Source organism: Klebsiella sp. TF21-TM (genome assembly GCF_019753495.1).
In the GTDB taxonomy this organism is placed as follows: domain Bacteria; phylum Pseudomonadota; class Gammaproteobacteria; order Enterobacterales; family Enterobacteriaceae; genus Klebsiella; species Klebsiella quasipneumoniae.
In genome coordinates this window covers 44,422-58,423 of the sequence record NZ_JAIJYL010000001.1, presented here as the reverse complement: position 1 = coordinate 58,423, position 14,002 = coordinate 44,422, and the positions used below count along the sequence as shown (strand labels likewise).

General features: G+C 57.3%; 8 protein-coding genes. 3 read left to right on the top strand and 5 right to left on the bottom strand.

The window, feature by feature from the left end; genetic code table 11:
• Positions 1-39 precede the first annotated feature (39 nt).
• The 4 genes from mtgA to uxuA all read right to left on the bottom strand — a co-directional run bounded on the left by mtgA (position 40) and on the right by uxuA (position 5,201).
• Entirely contained in the window at positions 40-765 is a 726-nt protein-coding gene (mtgA, locus tag K5R89_RS00260; RefSeq protein ID WP_023291131.1) for a monofunctional biosynthetic peptidoglycan transglycosylase, read from the bottom strand.
• The gene (gene elbB / locus K5R89_RS00255) at positions 762-1,415 is read right to left on the bottom strand and encodes an isoprenoid biosynthesis glyoxalase ElbB (RefSeq protein WP_049013921.1); all 654 of its coding nucleotides are present in this window, start codon (positions 1,413-1,415) and stop codon (positions 762-764) included. Before elbB ends, mtgA begins: the two co-directional genes overlap by 4 nt.
• 233 nt (positions 1,416-1,648) lie before the next feature.
• Positions 1,649-3,988, bottom strand: coding sequence for an aerobic respiration two-component sensor histidine kinase ArcB (gene arcB / locus K5R89_RS00250; RefSeq protein WP_032454177.1), 2,340 nt, complete (start codon positions 3,986-3,988; stop codon positions 1,649-1,651).
• A gap of 148 nt (positions 3,989-4,136) precedes the next feature.
• Positions 4,137-5,201 (bottom strand): mannonate dehydratase, encoded by a 1,065-nt coding sequence (uxuA, locus tag K5R89_RS00245; RefSeq protein WP_050533778.1) that lies wholly within the window; start codon positions 5,199-5,201, stop codon positions 4,137-4,139.
• A gap of 297 nt (positions 5,202-5,498) precedes the next feature.
• Here uxuA and K5R89_RS00240 point away from each other — a divergent pair, with 297 nt between their 5' ends.
• Together K5R89_RS00240 and K5R89_RS00235 are read left to right on the top strand one after the other, a co-directional pair.
• Positions 5,499-6,515 (top strand): Zn-dependent oxidoreductase, encoded by a 1,017-nt coding sequence (locus K5R89_RS00240; RefSeq protein WP_048335409.1) that lies wholly within the window; start codon positions 5,499-5,501, stop codon positions 6,513-6,515.
• Positions 6,516-6,591: 76 nt separating this feature from the next.
• Entirely contained in the window at positions 6,592-7,875 is a 1,284-nt protein-coding gene (locus K5R89_RS00235; protein WP_023291136.1) for an MFS transporter, read from the top strand.
• Between the two features lie 52 nt (positions 7,876-7,927).
• On the opposite strand, the gene K5R89_RS00230 is transcribed toward K5R89_RS00235, so the two are convergent.
• Positions 7,928-8,863, bottom strand: a complete 936-nt coding sequence (locus tag K5R89_RS00230; protein WP_049013923.1) for a TIGR01212 family radical SAM protein — start codon at positions 8,861-8,863, stop codon at positions 7,928-7,930.
• Positions 8,864-9,536: 673 nt separating this feature from the next.
• On the opposite strand from K5R89_RS00230, the gene gltB reads away from it, so the two are divergent.
• On the top strand, positions 9,537-13,997 hold the full coding sequence (gene gltB, locus K5R89_RS00225; RefSeq protein ID WP_044524842.1) for a glutamate synthase large subunit: 4,461 nt from the start codon (positions 9,537-9,539) through the stop codon (positions 13,995-13,997).
• Positions 13,998-14,002 lie beyond the last annotated feature (5 nt).

Sequence of the window (14,002 nt, the reverse complement as noted above, 5' to 3'; positions counted from 1 at the left end):
GACTGGCGACTGTACCAGCCCCGGCGCCGGATTAACCCGCTAATAGAGCTTATGCTCACGCATGAACCCTTCCCCACCCAGCTGTCGCATCTGACGTAAGATCCAGGCCTGGCGGTTGCGCACATAGCCCGAAGGCGCGTCGGCGCGATAGCGGATCGGGTTTGGCAGCACCGCGGCCAGCAGAGCCGCTTCCCCCGGCGTCAACTGGCTGGCGGGCTTATGAAAATAGCGCTGGGCGGCCGCTTCCACGCCAAAAATCCCATCGCCAAACTCGGCAATATTCAGGTAGACGGTCAGGATCCGCTTTTTACTCCACACGGTTTCCATGCCGACGGTCAACCCGGCTTCCAGCCCCTTGCGCAGCCAGCTACGTCCATCCCACAGAAACAGGTTTTTCGCCGTCTGCTGCGACAGCGTTGATGCGCCGCGAATGCGGGTATCGTGACGCTCATTGTGCGCCAGCGCCTTTTCTATCGCCGGGACGTCAAACCCCCAGTGTTCCGGGAACTTCTGATCTTCGGCGGCAATCACCGCCAGCCCCATCCACGGGGAGATGTTATCCATGGCGACCCAGTCGGAGTGCGCCAGATAGTGGACATCTCCGGACAGCCAGGCGCTAACCTGCCGCTCAAGCATGACCGCCGAAAAGGGCACCGGCAGCACGCTAAACAGCGCGATCCCCCCGCCCCAGAAGACGGCGGCGATCAGCAGCAGACGCAGCGCCAGTCGTTTAAGCAGCGCGAAGGGCGCAATGCGGAGCTTCATGCGCTCAGCGCCAGCACGCGGGCGACCAGTTTTTCGATCCCGGTAGCGGCTTGCGCAATATTCTCCGCCAGCATATACGCCGGAGTGGTAACCACTTTGTTCTCTTCATCCACCACGATGTCTTCGACCGGGCAAGGCACATGCTCCGCCCCCATCTCCTCCACCACATCGGCGGTGTCGAGATCGGTCCCGATAGTCATCCGCAGCGGAAACGCAAAGATCTTCGGCAGCAGCGCCGGAGCGATGCACATAAAGCCCAGCGGCTTGCCGGCCTGATGCATCGCCAGCGTCAGGGCCCGCAGGTCGCGGTCCACCTCGCATTCGCTGCCCTCGGCGGCGAAGCTGCTTAAGTTTTTCGCCGCGCCGAAGCCGCCGGGGACGATCAGCGCGTCCAGCGTCTCCTCACGCGCCTGCGCCAGCGGCAGGATGTCGCCGCGGGCGATGCGCGCCGCTTCAACCAGTACGTTGCGTTGCTCGGTCAACGGTTCGCCCGTCAGATGGTTGATGACGTCGCGCTGCGGTTTATCGGGCGCAAAGCAGACCGCCTGCGCGCCGTTGCGCGCGATCGCCAGCAGGGTAATCACTGCCTCATGAATTTCACTGCCGTCGTACACGCCGCAGCCGCTCAGTACCACACCAATTTTTTTCATCGCCTTCGCTCCTCCATGCAACTCGCTGAAACCAGTCAAAAATGTCGATTTACTCGCTATGCTTCACATATTTTACTGATTCATGTAACAAATTAGTTAAGCTTTGCTATCTTAATGAGCGAGCAATCCACTTCTCAGGTTGCGCCACGTAACAACATCACTCAAATCACACTGGCTCAACCACCAGTTCCCTGGTGTTGGCGCAGTATTCGCGCACCCCGGTCTGTCCGGGGTCATTTTTTCCCGGCCTTCGCCACCCACGCCTTCAAAACCGCCACGTCGTTTTGCCACTCGGATTTCATCTCTTCAACCCATTCAGCGACATTATCAGACCAGGCAGGCAGGTCCGGCGTCTGGATCTGCTGACCCAGCTGCTGGATATGGCGCAGGCCAATAGAGCCCGCAGCCCCTTTGATCTTATGCCCCTCTTCGACGATCCCTTTTTGATCCCGGGCGGTGAGATTAGACTCAAGGACGGACATATAGCCCGGCATCATCTTCTCAAACACCGCAAGGCCATCGTTGATAAGCTTCGGTCCCACCAGTTCGATATATTGCTCAAGCATATCGGTATCCAGCACCGCATCGGCTTTATGCCGATCGGCCGCCGGCGCTTCCTGCGCCTCCTCTTCCGGCGCATCCCAGAATTTTTTAATCATGGCTGTCAATGCCGGCACCGATAGCGGCTTGCTCAGCACATCGTCCATGCCGGCATCCAGATACTCTTTCTTATTCTTCAGCACGTTGGCGGTCAGGGCCACCAGCGGCGGCAGCTCATCCGCGGCAAAATTCTGTTTTAGCTGACGAGAAATATCCAGTCCCGTCATATCCGGCAGCTGGATATCCAGCAGCACCAGGTCGTACTCGCCAGGCTCAAACATCTCCAGCGCGGCTTTGCCGGTCATCGCGACATCCACGCTGTTGCCCAGCTTTTCCAGCACCGAGCGCGCCACAATGACGTTGAGCTCAATATCTTCCACCAGCAGCACGTTGAGCGCCGGTAATGGCATGTCGTCTTCCGCCAGCGTATCTTCCACTTCTTCCGCAATGGCAGGCGCATGGACGGTGAGCGTAAAGGTCGCCCCTTTACCCGGCTGGCTGGTGACGCTGATATCGCCGCCCATATTGCGCGCCAGGCGACGCGATACGGCGAGGCCAATCCCGGTGCCGGTGGCGGGTTTGCCGCCGTGGCTGTCTTTGACCTGGTAATACATGGCGAATATTTTGTCCTGCTCCGCTTCAGGAATACCAATCCCGGAGTCTTCCACTTCGAAGTGCAGGATATCGCCTTCGTCATAGCGCACGCGGACGTTCACCCCTCCGCCCTGTGGGGTAAACTTCACGGCGTTGCTGATAAGATTCCACAGGATCTGCCGCAGGCGGGTGCCATCGGTGATCACCTTGTGCGGCAGCGGCAGGCTCGGCTCCAGCACAAAGCGCAGTCCCTTCTGCTGCGCCTGCAGACCGGAAAGGTTTTCCAGGTCGGCAAGGAAGCTGGTGAAGTCCACCGGCTGGTTATCGAGCTGCACCTTACGGCGCTCCATTTTATCCATATCGATAATATCATTGAAGATATTCCCCAGCGTCACCGCTGAGACATGGATGGTTTTCAGGTATTTTTCCTGCTCGCTGGTCAGTTCGGTATCCAGCAAAATTCGGCTCAGCCCGACAATCCCGTTCAGCGGGGTACGCAGCTCATGGCTGATGGTGGAGATGAAGGTGGTTTTATCCCGGCTGGCGCGTTCGAGGGCGTCCTGATAGCGTTTTCGTTCGGTGATATCGCGTCCGAAGCCCATCAGACCACGACGCTTACCGACGCGATCGTAGTACGGGACCTTGCGGATTTCGAAGCACGCTTTACGGCCATCGGGATAGTCCAGCCACTGCTCATAGGTCAGCGATACATTGTGGCGGAACACCTTCTCATCGGTTTCCAGCACCTTTTCCGCCGCCTCTTCGCTATAGACATCCTGCGGTTTGAGGTGGATCAGCTGTTTCTCGCTTTTGCCGGTCAGCAGCTCCATCGCCCGGTTACAGCCGGAAAACTCTTTATCCTCATTGCGGTAGAAGACCAGGTCCGGGGAGGCATCGAGGAAAGAGCGCAGAAAGGAGGATTGCTGTTCGAGCTGGATCTGCGTCTCTTCACGCTCTTTCATCTCGATTTTGAGCTGCTCGAGGGTGGTCTCACGCTCGGCTTCCGCCTTTTCACGTTCGCCAATCTCCTGATTCAACTGCGCGATATTGTCTTTCAGCTGCACGTTCAGCTTCAGATCGCGCTCACGCATCTCCTCCAGCTTCTCCACCAGCCGCGAAAGACGCTGGCGGGACTCTTCAAGCTGCTCCACCACCACCGAGAGAAAATAGACCGCCCACGGGGTGATCAGCAGACCGAAGAAGATAGAGCGGATAACGTCGATGCTTTCAACCTGGCCATGCAGCACCATGGTGACCGCCATCTGTACCACGATGGCCAGCACCACCAGCGCAAGTGCCAACAGCATTGAAAAGCGGACCAGACCCAGCTTCATCATCAGGTCGACATAATACTGCGCCAGCATACGAATTTGCTTCATAGGGGATTCCTTCACGACAACTCCGCACAATAATACTCAATTCTGAGCAATGCGCTGTAAGTTGTGCAAAAAATGCGGGAAGGAGCCGATATGACGACTGGCCGCCGAGGCGAACCAGCCGCGAAAAAGAGGCATGGTCAGGAAGGGGTTAGCGCTTGCTTAGCGCCTCCCAGAGACCTTTGAGGTAGGTCACCCCGAGTGCGCGATCGTATAAACCATAGCCCGGACGTCCGGTCTCTCCCCAGATAAAGCGGCCATGATCCGGACGTATATAGCCGTCGAAGCCGTTGTCGTGCAACGCTTGCATCACCTTGTACATATCCAGGGAGCCGTATTCTGACGGATGGGCGCACTCGTAAAAGTCTTTATCCTGCATCAGTTTAATATTGCGGACGTGGGCAAAATGGATCCGCTTGCGGCGGGTAAACTCAGCCAGAATAGCGTATACGTCGTTATCCGGATCTTCGGCAATCGAGCCGGTGCAGAGGGTGATGCCGTTGGCGGGTGAATCGACAGCCCGGCAGATCCAGTCCAGATCGTCGCGGTTTTTGACCACCCGCGGCAGGCCAAATATCGAGTACGGCGGATCGTCAGGGTGGATCGCCATTTTCACGCCCACCTCTTCGCAAACCGGGATCACCGCCTGCAGAAAATAGACCAGGTTCTCCCGCAGCTTATGGTCATCCACCGCGCTATATTTGGCAAACAGGGTCTGCACTTCCGCCAGCCGTTCCGGCTCCCAGCCCGGCAACGCGAAGCCGTTTGAATTCTCAAGCACCTCCTTCACCACGTCTTCCAGCCGCTTATCGATATCTTTCTTCTCAAAAGCCATCGTCATCGAGCCATCCGGCAGGACGTAGTTCATATCCGTCTTCATCCAGTCGAACACCGGCATGAAGTTATAGCAGATGACTTTGACGCCGAAGCGGGCAAGGTGGCGAATGGTCTGCTGATAGTTGGCAATATAGCGGTCACGAGAAGGGAGGCCGATTTTGATGTCGTCATGGATGTTGACGCTCTCTATCACCTCCATTTTCAGGCCTGCGGCATGGGCCTGGCTGACCAGACGCTCAATTTTATCCTCCGGCCATACCTCGCCCACCGCGACGTCATAGAGCGCGCCGACCACCCCCTCCACGCCGGGGACCTGGCGTATATGCTCTAATGAAACCTTATCTTCCTCTGGTCCAAACCAGCGCATTGTCATCTGCATCGTCATCACCTGCTCAACATAGTTTAATTTCACCCTACTACCATACCAGTAATCATAATTGATTGAGCCTTAACTGTCGTGATGGCGATCACATTCCTGCTGACCGGCTCGCCGGTGAGGTCGCTTTCGCTACATTCATAATTTTTCTCAATTTATTTCAATAGATTAATCATTGCCGGGCTTTTTCTGACGACCTTCGCCAAATGTGATCCAGAGCTAGTTATGATCAATTGCATACTTGTATGGTAATAAAAGTCACGATATTTGTTCAGAAAACAGACAAGGGAAGGAACAGAAATGAGAAGCGTCGTTGTCAAAGAGCCAGGCCAACTGAACATCGAATCACGTCCGGTTCCCGCTCCGGGCGCCCACGAAGTCCGGGTGAAAATCGCCTTTGCCGGGATCTGCGGTTCCGATGTGCATATCTATCAGGGCCATAACCCCTTCGCGAAATATCCCCGCGTGATCGGCCATGAATTCTTCGGCATCATCGATGCCGTCGGCGAACAGGTCTCTCCGGCACGCATCGGCGAGCGCGTCGCGGTCGACCCTGTCGTCAGCTGCGGCCAGTGTTATCCCTGCTCGGTGGGGCGGCCGAATGTCTGTGCGCAGCTCCAGGTCATCGGGGTTCACCGCGACGGCGGATTCAGCGACTACGCCTGCGTGCCGGCGAAAAACGCCTGGCGCATTCCGGAAGTCATCAGCGATCGTCAGGCGACGATGGTTGAGCCTTTTACCATTGCGGCAAACATTACCGCCCAGCTGCAGCCCATGGCGCAGGATATCGCCCTGATCTACGGCGCAGGTCCGATGGGTCTGACGGTGATCCAGGCGCTGAAGGGGGTGTATGGCGTTAAGCAGGTGATCGTCGTGGACCGCATTGCCGAACGTCTGCAGATGGCGCGGGACAATGGCGCCGATCTGACGCTGGATAACACTCACCAGCCGCTGGCGGAACAGCTGGCGCAGCGGCAGATAGCCCCCACGCTGGTCATCGATGCCGCCTGCCACCCGGCGATCCTTCAGGAGGCCATTCTCCTCGCCTCTCCCGCCGCACGCATCGGCATACTCGGCTTCTCCGGCGAGGCGTCCACCCTCACCCAGCAAAGCATCACCAGTAAAGAGATCTCCATTTTCTCCTCCCGGCTGAACAGCGGACGTTTTCCGCTGGTCATCGACTGGATGGAGAAAGGCCTTATCCAGCCTGAGGCGTTAATCACCCACTGCATGCCGCTGGAGCAGGTAAAAGAGGCTATGGAGATTTTTGCCAACGATCGGAAAACCTGCTGCAAGGTATTGCTGCAGCTGGGGTAAATACTAAATAACGGGCGACGTGAATATTGATATCCGTCGCGCCAGAGCTCAATAACATACTCATCACGGTGTCATCATGGGAAAAAATATCCGCTGGATTATCGTCCTGTTATTATTTTTAGTATATATGATTAATTATCTGGACCGGGTGGCGTTATCCATTACGGTACCGATGATTGAAAAGGATCTGGCGCTAAACGCCGAACAGTTTGGTATTATTTTCGGCAGTTTTTTCTTCGGCTACGCGGTATTTAATTTTATTGGCGGTCTGGCCGTGGATAAGTTTGGCGCAACGCTGGTCCTGGGGCTGGCGGTGGGGATGTGGTCGCTATTTTGCGGCTTAACCGCCTTTGCCACCGGCTTTTATTCCATGCTGATGCTGCGCGTCCTCTTCGGGATGGCTGAAGGCCCGATTTGCGCGTCGGCGAACAAGATGATCAACGGCTGGTTTCCTAAGAAGCAAGCGGCTACCGCCGTAGGGCTGCTCAGCGCCGGCTCTCCGCTGGGCGGCGCGGTTGCCGGCCCCATCGTCGGTTATCTGGCTCTCGCATTCGGCTGGCGCCCGGCGTTTATGATTATTTTCGCCATCGGTATTGTGTGGATGGTCGTGTGGTTTTTTATTGCCGCCAACTCGCCTGACAAACATAAGCATGTCAGTCAGGAAGAGCTCATGCTCATTAATAAAATGAAGCAAGAGGAGGACGCCCTGGAAACCGTAGAAAATCAAACCGCTCACTCACTGGGTTATTATCTCAAGCAGCCTATTATTCTGGTAACAGCCTTTGCATTCTTCTGCTACAACTATATTTTGTTTTTCTTCCTCAGCTGGTTCCCGTCCTATCTGGTTCAGCAGCACCATCTGGATATTAAACAGATGAGCCTCACCACCATGATTCCATGGATAGTCGGCTTTGTCGGCCTGGCGCTGGGAGGGTATATTTCCGATAAAATTTTTAAACTCACCGGACGCCTGCTGCTGTCGCGCAAAATTGTGCTGGTGGTATGTCTGCTGATGGCCGCCATCTGTGTGGGGCTTGCCGGTACCGTCAGCAGCGTCGTTCCTGCCGTTCTGCTGATGTCTGTCTCCATCTTTTTCCTCTATGTCACCGGAGCGATCTACTGGGCGATTATCCAGGACGTGGTGCATAAATCCCGCGTCGGCGGCACCAGCGGCTTTATCCACCTTATCGGCAGCGTCTCCGGCATCGTGGGGCCGATTGTCACCGGCTATATCGTGCAGTCTACCGGTAAATTCGACAGCGCCTTTGTCCTCGCCGGCACTATCGCCGCGCTCGGCGCCCTGCTGGTACTGTTCGTGATCAAAACGCCACGCGTGACAATGAAAGCCAGTCAGGCATAGTCGACAGCAATACCATGCCCGGCGCAGTCATCACGCCGGGCATCCTCTGAGACTATTTCACCGCCTGGGGCGCGACCCAGCTGCGGCCCAGCGCCGAACCCTGAGCGCCCTGCTCATTCAGATAGCGATCCAGTTCAACCATTCCGGTCCAGCGATTTTCGCACCACAGCGGCGCGAGCAGCGTGGGCCGACGGGCGCTGGCCGATATGCGATGGTAGATCACCTCCGGCGGGGTGTGGCGGATCATCTCCCCGGCGGTGACGGTATACGCCTCCAGTTCGATGCCATCGAGACGACCGGCCTGCCATGCTTTTGCCATAATGCTGCCTTTAACGATATGCAGCGGGTGCAGCTTGATGCCATCCACGCCGGTGGTCACGACCCGCTCCAGCGTCTCGAGGCCGTGCTCCTGGGTCTCCCCGGGCAGGCCGACAATGAGATGCGCGCAAACCTTCAGTCCGCGCTCACGCGCCAGACGCGTGGTGCGCTGGTAACAGGCGAAATCATGCCCGCGGTTAATGCGATGCAGGGTCTTATCATGCGCGGTCTGCAGCCCCAGCTCCAGCCATACCTCATACCCCTGCTGGTGGTATTCACTGAGCAGGTCGAGAACCGCCTCCGGCACGCAGTCCGGGCGGGTGCCGACGCAGAGGCCAACGATATTCGCCTCGCTGACGGCCTGGCGATACATCGAGCGGAGCACCTGCACTTCAGCAAAGGTGCTGGTATAAGCCTGAAAATAGGCCAGATAGCGCTTTGCCCGGTTAACGAGCTGCGCCTGATGGGCGAGCTGTTCGGCGATGGATCGATGCTGCTGGGCTTCATCCGCAAACGAGGCCACGTTACAGAAAGTGCAGCCGCCACGGCCCAGCGTACCGTCGCGGTTCGGGCAGCTAAAACCGCCGTGCAGCGTTAGCTTATGGACCTTTTCGCCATAGCGGCGCAGAAGATCCCCACCAAACATATTGACTAATTTCTGTAACTGCATAATCTGATAGACCGGCCTCAACAAAGGGGGCCAAGCCTGCCACTTTTCGTCACCGACGGCGATGACCTGGATCAATCGTCAGCGCGGCGCCCCGCCTCATTGCATAAACAATCATGATTACTGCAATTTCATTCACCCACAGGGTAATGAGTTTTCCTTATATTTCTTCATCGCACGGCCCTAATCTACTTTATGGTAAAAAACAGTATTAATATCCACCACATAAATTTATAGCAGTCGAATATGCTAATAATGAAATATATTTCAGCGCAGATCGGTAATGCAAAGCCGCGCGCACAGTGAGACAGATCACACTAGTCTTACCCTCTGCAGACGTATCCAAAGCATAAAAAATGGCATTATCTATTTTAAAAACAAAAAGTTAACACCTGTATAGCACATTTTTGTATTAATAAGATTGCCATTTGACGTAAGTGTGGATTCCCGATAAGTTGGGAATCCGCTGGAAGCTTTCTGGATGAGCACTCTGCTCATCATATTTATGCAGTAATTGAGATTCCCTCTTAACAGCAAGTCCTCAAACTTGTGTACCGATGCAAAAAGGATTTAAAGAGGGCGAATGCGAGGTGCAAACCCCGTCGCCATGCTCTTTCTGTGCCTGTGCGCAATCGGTATCGGAGGGGGTCCGTAGAGCCTGGGGAGGTTCACTGATATGTTGTACGACAAATCCCTTGAGAGGGATAACTGTGGTTTCGGCCTGATCGCCCACATAGAAGGCGAACCTAGCCACAAGGTAGTGCGAACCGCGATACACGCACTGGCCCGCATGCAGCACCGTGGCGCAATCCTTGCCGATGGTAAAACCGGCGACGGTTGCGGTCTGCTGCTGCAAAAACCCGATCGTTTCTTCCGCATCGTTGCCGAAGAGCGCGGCTGGCGTTTAGCCAAAAACTACGCCGTTGGGATGCTGTTCCTGAATAAAGATCCTGAACTGGCGAAAGCGGCACGCCGCATCGTTGAAGAAGAACTTCAGCTTGAGACCCTGTCGATTGTTGGCTGGCGCGATGTGCCGACCAACGAAGGCGTGCTCGGTGAAATCGCCCTCTCCTCGCTGCCCCGTATTGAGCAAATCTTTGTTAACGCCCCGGCTGGCTGGCGCCCGCGCGATATGGAGCGTCGTCTGTTTATTGCGCGTCGTCGCATTGAAAAACGCCTGCAGGAAGACAAAGATTTCTACGTTTGTAGCTTGTCCAACCTGGTCAACATCTATAAAGGTCTGTGTATGCCGGCGGATTTGCCGCGCTTCTACCTGGACCTCGCGGACCTGCGCCTGGAGTCGGCTATCTGCCTGTTCCACCAGCGCTTCTCCACCAACACCGTACCACGCTGGCCGCTGGCGCAGCCGTTCCGCTACCTGGCGCACAACGGTGAAATCAACACCATCACCGGCAACCGCCAGTGGGCTCGCGCCCGTACCTATAAGTTCCAGACCCCGCTGATCCCGGACCTGCACGACGCCGCGCCGTTCGTTAACGAAACCGGCTCCGACTCCAGTTCAATGGACAACATGCTGGAGCTGCTGCTGGCCGGCGGGATGGACATCGTGCGCGCCATGCGTCTGCTGGTGCCGCCAGCCTGGCAGAACAACCCGGATATGGATCCGGAGCTGCGTTCGTTCTTCGACTTTAACTCCATGCATATGGAGCCATGGGACGGCCCGGCGGGTATCGTCATGTCCGATGGTCGCTACGCGGCCTGTAACCTCGACCGTAATGGCCTGCGCCCGGCGCGCTACGTCATTACCAAAGATAAGCTCATCACCTGCGCCTCTGAAGTCGGCATCTGGGACTACCAGCCGGACGAAGTGGTTGAGAAAGGCCGCGTGGGCCCGGGCGAGCTGATGGTTATCGATACCCGTGCCGGACGCATTCTGCACTCAGCGGAAACCGATGACGATCTGAAGAGCCGCCATCCGTATAAAGAGTGGATGGAGAAAAACGTTCGTCGCCTGGTGCCGTTTGAAGATCTGCCGGACGAAGAGGTTGGCAGCCGCCAGCTGGACGACGATCTGCTGGCCAGCTACCAGAAACAGTTTAACTACAGCGCGGAAGAGCTGGACTCGGTGCTGCGCGTGCTCGGCGAAAATGGCCAGGAAGCGGTCGGCTCAATGGGCGATGACACGCCTTTCGCCGTCCTTTCCAGCCAGCCGCGCATTATCTACGATTATTTCCGTCAGCAGTTCGCCCAGGTGACGAACCCGCCTATCGATCCGCTGCGTGAAGCGCACGTCATGTCGCTGGCCACCAGCATCGGGCGCGAAATGAACGTCTTCTGCGAAGCGGAAGGCCAGGCGCATCGTCTGAGCTTCAAATCGCCGATCCTGCTGTACTCCGATTTCAAACAGCTGACGACGATGGAAGAAGAGCACTATCGTGCCGACGTCCTCGACATCACCTTCAACCCGGCAGAGGCTTCACTCAGCGAGACGGTGAAGGCCCTGTGCGACAAAGCGGAGCAAATGGTACGCGATGGTACCGTGCTGCTGGTTCTTTCTGACCGCAACATCGCCAAAGACCGCCTGCCGGTGCCGGCGCCGATGGCCGTTGGCGCGATCCAGACCCGTCTGGTCGATAAAAGTCTGCGCTGCGATGCCAACATCATCGTTGAAACCGCCAGCGCCCGCGATCCGCATCACTTCGCCGTGCTGCTGGGCTTCGGCGCGACAGCTATCTATCCGTACCTCGCCTATGAAACGCTGGCGAAGCTGGTCGACAGCAAAGCTATCGATAAACCGTACCGTGCGGTGATGCTGAACTATCGCAACGGTATCAATAAAGGTCTGTATAAGATCATGTCCAAGATGGGGATCTCGACCATCGCCTCCTACCGCTGCTCGAAGCTGTTCGAAGCGGTCGGTCTGCATCGCGATGTCTCCGATCTCTGCTTCCAGGGCGTGGTCAGTCGCATCGGCGGCGCCGGCTTCGACGATTTCCAGCAGGACCTGCTGAATCTGTCGAAACGCGCCTGGCTGGCGCGCAAGCCGCTGGCTCAGGGCGGTCTGCTGAAGTACGTTCACGGCGGCGAATATCACGCCTACAACCCGGACGTGGTGCGTACCCTGCAGCAGGCTGTGCAGAGCGGCGAGTACAGCGATTATCAACAATACGCGAAGCTGGTTAACGAACGTCCGGCGGCCACGCTGCGCGATCTGCTGGCGCTCAATCCGGGCGAAGACGCCATCAGCATCGACGACGTGGAGCCGGCGAAGGAGCTGTTCAAACGCTTCGATACCGCAGCGATGTCGATCGGCGCCCTGAGTCCGGAAGCGCACGAATCGCTGGCGGAAGCGATGAACAGCATCGGCGGCTTCTCTAACTCCGGCGAAGGCGGTGAAGACCCGGCGCGCTACGGCACCAATAAAGTGTCGCGCATCAAGCAGGTGGCGTCCGGCCGCTTCGGCGTCACCCCAGCCTATCTGGTCAATGCCGACGTTATCCAGATCAAAGTCGCCCAGGGCGCGAAGCCGGGTGAAGGCGGCCAGCTACCGGGTGATAAAGTCACTCCGTACATCGCCAAACTGCGCTATTCGGTACCGGGCGTGACGCTGATCTCCCCGCCGCCGCACCACGATATCTACTCTATCGAGGATTTGGCGCAGCTGATTTTCGACCTCAAGCAGGTCAACCCGAAAGCGATGATTTCGGTCAAACTGGTTTCTGAACCGGGCGTGGGCACCATCGCCACCGGCGTAGCCAAAGCTTATGCCGACCTGATCACCATCGCCGGCTACGACGGCGGCACCGGGGCGAGCCCGCTCTCTTCCGTGAAATATGCCGGCTGTCCGTGGGAGCTTGGTCTGGTGGAAACCCAGCAGGCGCTGGTCGCTAACGGCCTGCGTCATAAGATCCGTCTGCAGGTGGATGGCGGCCTGAAAACCGGCCTCGATATCATCAAAGCGGCGATCCTCGGCGCGGAAAGCTTCGGTTTCGGTACCGGCCCGATGGTGGCGCTGGGCTGTAAATACCTGCGTATTTGCCACCTGAACAACTGCGCGACCGGCGTGGCGACCCAGGATGACAAACTGCGTAAGAACCACTATCACGGTCTGCCGTTCAAAGTGACCAACTACTTTGAATTTATCGCCCGTGAAACCCGCGAGCTGATGGCCCAGCTGGGCGTCAAGCGCCTGGTAGATCTGATTGGCCGCACCGATCTGCTCAAAGAGCTGGATGGTTTCACCGCCAAGCAGCAGAAACTGGATCTGGGTAAACTGCTGGAGACCGCAGAGCCGCATCCTGGCAAAGCGCTGTACTGCACCGAAAATAACCCACCGTTCGATAACGGCGTGCTCAATGCCCAGCTGCTGCAGCAGGCGAAACCGTACGTGGATGAAAAGCAGAGCAAAACGTTCTGGTTCGATATCCGCAATACCGACCGCTCCGTGGGAGCCTCGCTGTCCGGGTATATCGCCCAGACCCATGGCGACCAGGGACTGGCGGGCGACCCGATCGTCGCTCACTTTAGCGGCACCGCGGGCCAGAGCTTCGGCGTGTGGAACGCCGGCGGCGTGGAACTGCATCTGACGGGCGACGCCAACGACTATGTCGGCAAAGGCATGGCGGGCGGTCTGCTGGCCATTCGTCCGCCGGTGGGCTCCGCTTTCCGCAGCCACGAAGCCAGCATTATCGGCAACACCTGCCTGTACGGCGCGACCGGTGGTCGTCTGTACGCCGCAGGCCGCGCAGGTGAGCGTTTCGCGGTGCGTAACTCCGGCGCCATCACCGTGGTGGAAGGCATCGGCGACAACGGCTGTGAATACATGACCGGCGGTATCGTCTGCGTGCTCGGTAAAACCGGCGTCAACTTTGGCGCAGGGATGACCGGCGGCTTTGCCTATGTCCTGGATGAAGATGGCGACTTCCGTAAACGCGTGAACCCGGAGCTGGTGGAAGTGCTGGACGTTGACTCTCTGGCTATCCATGAAGAGCACCTGCGCGGTTTAATCACCGAGCACGTGCAGCTTACCGGTTCGCAACGCGGCGAAGAGATCCTCGCCAACTGGCCGGCCTTCTCCGCGAAGTTTGCGCTGGTTAAACCGAAGTCCAGCGATGTTAAAGCACTGTTGGGTCACCGTAGTCGTTCCGCAGCTGAGCTGCGGGTGCAGGCGCAGTAAGGGGT

Coding starts and splice junctions, on each gene's coding strand:
- mtgA (WP_023291131.1), bottom strand. CDS start 765: ATGAAGCTCCGCATTGCGCCCTTCGCGCTGCTTAAACGACTGGCGCTG.
- elbB (WP_049013921.1), bottom strand. CDS start 1,415: ATGAAAAAAATTGGTGTGGTACTGAGCGGCTGCGGCGTGTACGACGGC.
- arcB (WP_032454177.1), bottom strand. CDS start 3,988: ATGAAGCAAATTCGTATGCTGGCGCAGTATTATGTCGACCTGATGATG.
- uxuA (WP_050533778.1), bottom strand. CDS start 5,201: ATGCAGATGACAATGCGCTGGTTTGGACCAGAGGAAGATAAGGTTTCA.
- K5R89_RS00240 (WP_048335409.1), top strand. CDS start 5,499: ATGAGAAGCGTCGTTGTCAAAGAGCCAGGCCAACTGAACATCGAATCA.
- K5R89_RS00235 (WP_023291136.1), top strand. CDS start 6,592: ATGGGAAAAAATATCCGCTGGATTATCGTCCTGTTATTATTTTTAGTA.
- K5R89_RS00230 (WP_049013923.1), bottom strand. CDS start 8,863: ATGCAGTTACAGAAATTAGTCAATATGTTTGGTGGGGATCTTCTGCGC.
- gltB (WP_044524842.1), top strand. CDS start 9,537: ATGTTGTACGACAAATCCCTTGAGAGGGATAACTGTGGTTTCGGCCTG.